Raw genomic sequence first — 7,306 nt, 5'->3', positions numbered from 1 at the left:
GCGCCAGCCGGCGCAGCTGGCGTGCGTCCAGCGGCGCGTCGGTGGCGACCACCAGGATGATCGAGCCTTGCTCGGCCAGCGCCTGCGGGCCGCTCAGCTTGCGCGCGATGCGCGCACCGGCCGGGTCGCCCGCGATGGTCAGCTGCGGCAGCAGGCCGAAGTTGCTTTGCACCAGCACGCCAATGGTGACTTCGCCGTGGCCCGCAATGGCCACGCGGCGCGATGCCGTGCCGATGCCGCCTTTCAGGCCGAAGCTGGACATGCCGCGCCCGGCGCCGACCGCACCCTGCGCGACTTCCGCACCCGCGCTCTCGCAGGCGGCGAGATAGTGTTCCTCGCCGACCGCCAAGCGCTGGATGTCGTTCAGGTACCCGTCGTTGCACTCGAACACCAGCGGGTTCACCGTGGGCAGCGCGCGGCCGGTCTCCGGGTTGGCGCGGATGCACTGGCGGATTTGCGCCTGCGCGACGGCCGCCACCGCGAAGGTGTTGGTCAGCGCGATCGGCGTTTCCAGCACGCCGAGTTCCTCCACCTGCACCAGGCCGATGCTCTTGCCGAAGCCGTTGAGCACCACGGCCGCCGCCGGCACGCGGTCGCGAAACGGGTCACCGGCGTGCGGCCGGATGACGGTGACGCCGGTCTGCACCGGACCGTCGGCCAATGTGTGGTGGCCGACGGCCACGCCGTGCACGTCGGTGATGGCGTCGCGCGGGCCTGAAGGCAGAGTGCCGATGCGCGGAGCGGTCGTCACGGCCATGGCGTCAGCCGCGCTCGATGCGCGGGTCCAGCGCGTCGCGCAGGCCATCGCCCAGGATGTTGAAGGCCAGCACCGTGAGGAAGATCGCCAGGCTGGGGAACAGCGCGATGTGCGGCGCGTTCACCATGTCGGCGCGCGCCTCGTTGAGCATGGCGCCCCATTCGGGCGTGGGCGGCTGCGCGCCCATGCCCAGGAACGACAGGCTGGCCGCGGTGATGATCGAGGTGCCCAGCCGCATGGTGAAGTACACGACGATGGCCGAGATGCTGCCCGGCAGGATGTGGCGCATGACGATGGTCCAGTCCGACGCGCCGACGCTGCGCACCGCCTCCACGTAGGTCATGTTCTTCAGCACCAGCGTGTTGCCGCGCACCAGCCGCGCGAAGGCCGGCACGCTGAACACCGACACGGCCACGATCACGTTGACCATGCTGCTGCCCAGGATGGCCACCACGCCGATCGCCAGCAGGATGCCGGGAAAGGCGAACAGCACGTCGGAGATGCGCATCACGATGCGGTCCCACCAGCCGCCGTAGTAGCCTGCCAGCAGGCCCAGCGCGGTGCCGACGATGCCGCCCAGCGTGACCGAGAGGAAGCCCGCCGCCAGCGACAGCCGCGCTCCCCCCAGGATGCGGCTGAAGATGTCGCGGCCCAGCGCGTCCACGCCCATCCAGTGCGTGGCGCTTGGGCCCTGGTTGATGCGGTCGTAGTCGAAGAAATTCTCGGCGTCGTAGGGCGCGATCAGCGGCGCCAGGATGGCGATGGCCACCAGCAGCATCACGAAGGCCAGCGCCGCCAGCGCGACGTGCTGCTTCTTGAACTTGCGCCAGAACTCGCTCCACGGCGTGCGCACGGTCTGCGGGGTCGTCATCGGTAGCGGATGGTCGGGTTGATGAAGCCGTAGAGCACGTCGACGACCAGGTTGATCAGGATGAATTCCAGCGAGAACAGCAGCACCAGGCCCTGGATCACGGTGTAGTCGCGCATGTCCACCGCATCCACCAGCAGGCGGCCCAGGCCGGGCCAGTTGAACACCGTTTCCACCACGATGGAGCCGCCCAGCAAAAAGCCGAACTGCAGGCCCATCATGGTCACCACCGGGATCAGCGCATTGCGCAAGGCGTGCTTGGCGATGACGGTGCGCTCCTTCAGGCCCTTGGCCCGCGCGGTGCGCACGTAGTCTTCCTGGATCACCTCGATGAAGGAAGCGCGGGTGAAGCGCGCCATCACGGCCGCCACCGCCGCGCCCAGCGTGAGCGAGGGCAGGATGTAATGGCGCCAGCTGTCGGCGCCCACCGTGGGCAGCCAGCCGAGCTGCACCGAAAAAACCTGCATCAGCAGCATGCCGAGCGCGAAGGCGGGAAACGAGATGCCCGACACGGCAATCGCCATGCCGACGCGGTCCGGCCACTTGTTGCGCCACACCGCCGAGGCGATGCCGATGCCCATCCCGAACAGCACCGACCAGGCCATGCTGGCCAGCGTCAGCAACAAGGTCGGCATGAAGCGCTCGCCGATCTCGGTGCTGACCTTGCGGTGTGTGCGCAGCGAGGTGCCCAGGTCGCCTTGCAGCAGCCGGCCGAAGAAATTGAGGAACTGCTGCGGCAGGGGCTTGTCCAGCCCCAGGTCGCGCCGCACCAGCTCGATGGTCTGCGGCCCGGCGTCCGGCCCCGCCGCCAGGCGGGCCGGGTCGCCCGGCAGCAGGTGCACAAACAGGAACACCAGCACGGCGACGATCAGCAGCGTCGGCAGCAGGCCGAGCAGCCGCTTGAGGATGTAAGCAGCCATCGCGTGCCGGTTCCTGTTGTGTCCGCCTGCCCGTTTACTTCAGGTCGACGTCGTCGAAGTTGAACGACGCGTCGGGCATCACGTGGAAGCCGCTCAGGCCCTTGGCGTGCGCCGACAGCAGCTTCTCGGTCACCAGGAAGGCCCAGGGCGCGTCGTTCCAGATGCGCTTTTGCGCATCGGTGTACAGCTTGGTCTTCTCGGTGCCGCTGGTGGTGTTCAGCGCCTTCTTGATGTCATCGTCCACCGCCTCGTTCTTGTAATAGGCCGTGTTGAACAGCTTGGGCGGGAACGACTCGGAGGCCAGCAGCGGGCGCATCGCCCAGTCGGCTTCGCCGGTGGAGGACGACCAGCCGACGTAGTACATGCGCACCGGCGCCGTGGCCGGGTCCTGCGCGCTTTCCACCTTCTCCACGCGCTGGCCGGCTTCCAGGGCCTGCAGCTGCACCTTGATGCCGACCTGGGCCAGCTGCTGCTGCAGGAACTGGATCACCTTCTGGCCGGTGGTGTGGTTGTAGGCCGACCACAAGGTGGACTCGAAGCCGTTCGGGTAGCCCGCTTCCTTCAGCAGCGCGCGCGCCTTGGCCGGGTCGTAGGGCCACGGGCCGAGCTTCGCCGCGTATTCGACGCCGTTGGGCAGCACGCCTTCGGCCGGAATCGCGTAGCCGGAGAACGCCACCTTGGCCAGCGCTTCCTTGTTGATCGCGTAGTTGATGGCCTGGCGCACCTTCGGGTTGTCGAAGGGCTTTTGCTGCGTGTTCATCGACAGGTAGCGGTGCACGATGGACGGCGCCGCAACCAGCTCCAGCGTGGACTTGCCCTTGAGGATCTCGGCCTGCTCGTACGGCACCGGGAAGGTGAAGTGCGCTTCGCCGGTCTGCATCATGGCGGCGCGCGAGTTGTTGTCGACCACCGGACGCCAGGTGATGGTTTCCACCTTCGGGTAGCCCTTGCGCCAGTAGCCGGCGAACTTCTCCACCTTCAGGTAGTCGCTCTGCTTCCACTCGACGAACTTGAACGGGCCGGTGCCCACCGGGTTCTGCGCCATGCCTTTGCTGCCGAACTTCTGCATGGCCGCGGGCGACATGATCACGCCCGACGGATGCGCCAGCGAGTTGATGAAGGGCGAGAAGGGTTCGGCCAGGGTAAAGCGCACGGTGTACGGGTCCACCACCTCGGTCTTGGCGATGTTCTTGTACAGCGTGTAGCGCTTGAGCTTGTTCTCGGGATTGGTCACGCGGTCGAAGGTGGCCTTCACCGCCTCGGCGTTGAAGTCGGTGCCGTCGTGGAACTTGATGCCGTGCTTGAGCTTGACGATGTAGACCAGCCCGTCCTTGCTGGCCTCGTGACCCTCGGCCAGCACCGGCACCATCTTCATGGCGCGGTCGAAGCCGTACAGGCCCTGGTAGAACGACTTGGCCACCGCCTGCGACAGGGTGTCGTTGGCGTCGTACGGGTCCATGGTGGTGAAGGTGGACGCCACGGCGGCGACCACGTCCTTGGCGGCCCAGGCCGGGCCGGTGAAGGCGGCCGCCAGCGCGAAGGCGGCTGCTGCGGGTGCGAGAGTGGATTTCATCGGGAAGCTCCTGGGTTGAAACGGTTTTTGGTGATCATTCCATGTTGCCCACGCGGTGGCGCGCCACGTAGTGGTCCGGCCCCACCTGCACCAGCGGGCGCACTTCGGGCGCGTCGCCCACCGCGCGCACCGGGCTCGGCACCTCGCCTTCCAGCAGCTCGCGCTTGCGGTTGCGCCGCGTGGGGTCGGCCACCGGCACTGCCGCCATCAGGCGGCGCGTGTAGGCGTGCTGCGGATTCTCGAACACCGCGCGGCGCGGACCGATCTCCACGATCTGGCCCAGGTACATGACGGCGACGCGGTGGCTGACCCGCTCGACCACGGCCATGTCGTGCGAGATGAACAGGAAGGCGATGCCCAGCTCGCGCTGCAGGTCGAGCATGAGGTTGACGATCTGCGCCTGGATCGACACGTCCAGCGCGGACACGGATTCGTCGGCGATCACCACCTTGGGGTTCAGCGCCAGTGCGCGCGCGATGGCGACGCGCTGGCGCTGGCCGCCGGAGAACTCGTGCGGATAGCGCTCGGCCACTTCCACCGGCAGGCCGACCTTGCGCAGCAGCCAGTCCACCCGCGCCCTGGCCTCCGCGCCCTTGGCCACCTTGTGCACCAGCAGCGGCTCCATGATGGAGAAGCCCACCGTCACGCGCGGATCGAGCGAAGCGAACGGATCCTGGAAGATGAACTGGATGTTGCGGCGCAGGGTCTGCAGCTGGCTGGTGGGCAGGGCGCGGATGTCCTGGCCGCCCAGTTCGATGGCGCCGCCTTCGCTCTCCACCAGGCGCAAGAGCGACCGGCCGGTGGTGGACTTGCCGCAGCCCGATTCGCCGACCAGCGCCAGCGTCTCGCCCGGGCGGATGCCGAAACTGATGTGTTCCACCGCGTGCACGCGGCGCTGCACGCGGCCGAACAGGCCGCTGGGGATGTCGAAGCGCGTGACCAGGTCGCGCACGTTCAGGATCGGCGCGCTGTCCGCGCGCACCGTGTCCTGGGGCTGCACCGCCTCGGCGCCGGGCAGCTGGAACTTCATCGGCAGTTCGCTGCCCTGCATGGAGCCAAGCCTGGGCACCGCCGCCAGCAGCGCCTGCGTGTAGGCATGCCGCGGCCGCGCGAAGATGGCATCGACCGTGTCTTCTTCCATCTTCAGGCCGCCGTGCATCACCAGCACGCGGTCGGCCACTTCGGCCACCACGCCCATGTCGTGCGTGATGAACACCACGCCCATGCCCATCTCTTCCTGCAGCACGCGGATCAACTGCAGGATCTGCGCCTGGATGGTCACGTCCAGCGCGGTGGTGGGCTCGTCGGCGATCAGCAGCGACGGCCGGCACGACAGCGCCATGGCGATCATCACGCGCTGGCGCATGCCGCCCGACAGCTGGTGCGGGTAGCGGCCCAGCACCTGGCGCGCCTCGGGAATGCGCACCAGCTCCAGCATGCGCAGCGCCTCGGCGCGCGCTTGCGAAGCGTTCTTGCCCTGGTGCACGCGGATCGATTCGGCCACCTGGTCGCCGGCGGTGAACACCGGGTTGAGCGAGGTCATCGGCTCCTGGAAGATCATCGCGATGTCGGCGCCGCGGATGCCGCGCATCGTGCCCTCGCGCGCTTGCGCCAGGTCCACCACCTCGCCGCCGCGGCGGCGGAACGCCATGCTGCCCGACACGATGTGCCCGCCGCCGTGCTCCACCAGGCGCATCAGCGCCAGCGAGGTGACCGACTTGCCCGAACCCGATTCGCCGACGATGGCCAGCGTCTCGCCGCGGTCCACGTGGAACGACAGGCCGCACACCGCGTCCACCGTGCGTTCGGCCGTGGTGAAGCGCACGGCGAGGTCGTCGACCTGCAGCACGCGCGCCTCGGGCATGGCCAGGGGCATGTTGCCGTTGCCGCTCACGCCGCCGCCTTGCCGCGCTTGCGCGCCGGGCGCGTGTCGTGCCCTGTCTCCAGCCACGGCAGCACGGATTCGGTGAGCTGCGTCGCGGCCTTCACCGTGCCCTTGGTGCTGTGCGCCACCGCGCTGCACAGCGCCTCGATCAGTGCGGCCACGGTGGCTTCGGAGTTGGCGAAGTACTGGCAGTCGGCCTGCGCGTACAGCGCGATGCTGGCCAGGGGTGCCAGCGGCGAGGTGACGCGGTCGGTCAGCGCCAGCACCGGAATGCGCGCCTCGCGCGCGCGGCGCGCCAGCAGGATGGTGTCGCTGAAGTAGCGCGGAAACGAAATGGCGACCACCAGGTCGGCCGGCCGCGCCCGCGCCAGCACGCGCGCGGCGTACGACGGGCTTTCGATGTTGGCCAGCAGCTGGACGTTGTCGCAGTACGGGTCCAGGTTGCGCTGCATCAGCCCGCCCAGCCAGCTGCTGGCGCCATAGCCGATGATGTAGATGCGCTCGGCCGCCAGGATGGCCTGCACCGCCTTGCGGGCGCTGGCCTCGTCCAGCGCCTGGCGCGTGGCCTCCAGATTGCGCTGGATGTCGCCCAGCACGCCGCCCAGCACCTCGGCCACGCTGGCGTTGCGGGCCAGCTTGGTGCGCAGCTTCTCCACCGGCGCCAGGGTGCTTTCGAAGCCCAGCACCAGTGCCGCGCGGAATTGCGGATAGCCTTCGAATTCCAGCGCGCGGGCAAAGCGGTTGGCCGTGGCCACGGAGACCTCGACGGTTGCGGCCAGCTCGTCGATGGGCATGGTGGCCGCCTGCAGCGGGTGCGCCAGCACGTAGTCGGCCATGCGCCGGTGCGAGCGCGTCAGCGACGGCAGCATCCGCGCGATGCGCTGTGCCATGGTCGAGTCGTCGGGGAGGGCCGCCATTGGAAGAGAGTGCCGGGTTCGCGCGGATGATCGTTAATTTACAATTCGGCGCATCATAACGAAATAAATTCTCATCGCCACCGCGAGGACCGACATGACCCAAGCCATTCTCGCCTTGCACGGCGGCGCCGGCACGATCGCGCGCCAGCGCATGACCTCCGACAAGGAGCGCGCCTTCGTCGACGCCATCACCGGCATCCTGGCGCGCGGCCAGGCGCTGCTGGCCGAGGGCGCGCCGGCGCTGGAGGTGGTGACGCAGGTGGTCGTGCTGCTGGAGGACTGCCCGCTGTTCAACGCCGGCCACGGCGCCGTCTACACCAGCGCGGCCACGCACGAGCTCGACGCCGCCATCATGGACGGGCACACGCTGGCGGCGGGCGCGGTGG

Annotated in this window: 7 protein-coding genes; 1 reads left to right on the top strand and 6 read right to left on the bottom strand. The window is 68.7% G+C overall.

The features are described from left to right. The 6 genes from H0U68_RS13940 to H0U68_RS13915 form a co-directional block, all read right to left on the bottom strand. Nucleotides 1-757, bottom strand: a 757-nt coding sequence (locus H0U68_RS13940; protein ID WP_296356564.1) for a P1 family peptidase, incomplete at its 3' end; no start/stop codon positions are given. A gap of 4 nt (nucleotides 758-761) precedes the next feature. Next, nucleotides 762-1,628: a glutathione ABC transporter permease GsiD gene (gene gsiD / locus H0U68_RS13935; RefSeq protein WP_296356562.1), complete on the bottom strand. Its 867-nt coding sequence runs from the start codon at nucleotides 1,626-1,628 to the stop codon at nucleotides 762-764. Then, nucleotides 1,625-2,545 carry a glutathione ABC transporter permease GsiC gene (gsiC, locus tag H0U68_RS13930; RefSeq protein ID WP_296356561.1) on the bottom strand — a complete coding sequence of 307 codons (921 nt, stop codon included), beginning with the start codon at nucleotides 2,543-2,545 and terminating at the stop codon, nucleotides 1,625-1,627. The genes gsiD and gsiC overlap by 4 nt, the downstream gene beginning before the upstream one ends. A 34-nt stretch (nucleotides 2,546-2,579) precedes the next feature. Beyond that, a complete protein-coding gene (gene gsiB, locus H0U68_RS13925) occupies nucleotides 2,580-4,118 on the bottom strand; it encodes a glutathione ABC transporter substrate-binding protein GsiB (protein WP_296356559.1) in 1,539 nt (512 codons plus the stop codon). 34 nt (nucleotides 4,119-4,152) lie between these two features. After that, nucleotides 4,153-5,994 (bottom strand): dipeptide ABC transporter ATP-binding protein, encoded by a 1,842-nt coding sequence (locus tag H0U68_RS13920; RefSeq protein WP_296356566.1) that lies wholly within the window; start codon nucleotides 5,992-5,994, stop codon nucleotides 4,153-4,155. A gap of 14 nt (nucleotides 5,995-6,008) precedes the next feature. Then, a complete protein-coding gene (locus tag H0U68_RS13915; protein WP_296356557.1) occupies nucleotides 6,009-6,920 on the bottom strand; it encodes a MurR/RpiR family transcriptional regulator in 912 nt (303 codons plus the stop codon). A gap of 94 nt (nucleotides 6,921-7,014) precedes the next feature. Here H0U68_RS13915 and H0U68_RS13910 point away from each other — a divergent pair. Beyond that, nucleotides 7,015-7,306 (top strand): isoaspartyl peptidase/L-asparaginase (locus H0U68_RS13910; protein WP_296356556.1); only part of this gene is annotated, 292 nt, incomplete at its 3' end.

The sequence above is a fragment of the Ramlibacter sp. genome, from assembly GCF_013697775.1.
In the GTDB taxonomy this organism is placed as follows: Bacteria; Pseudomonadota; Gammaproteobacteria; order Burkholderiales; family Burkholderiaceae_C; genus Ramlibacter.
Note: the sequence above shows the minus strand (reverse complement) of the source record. Positions and strands in the feature narration are given on the sequence as shown.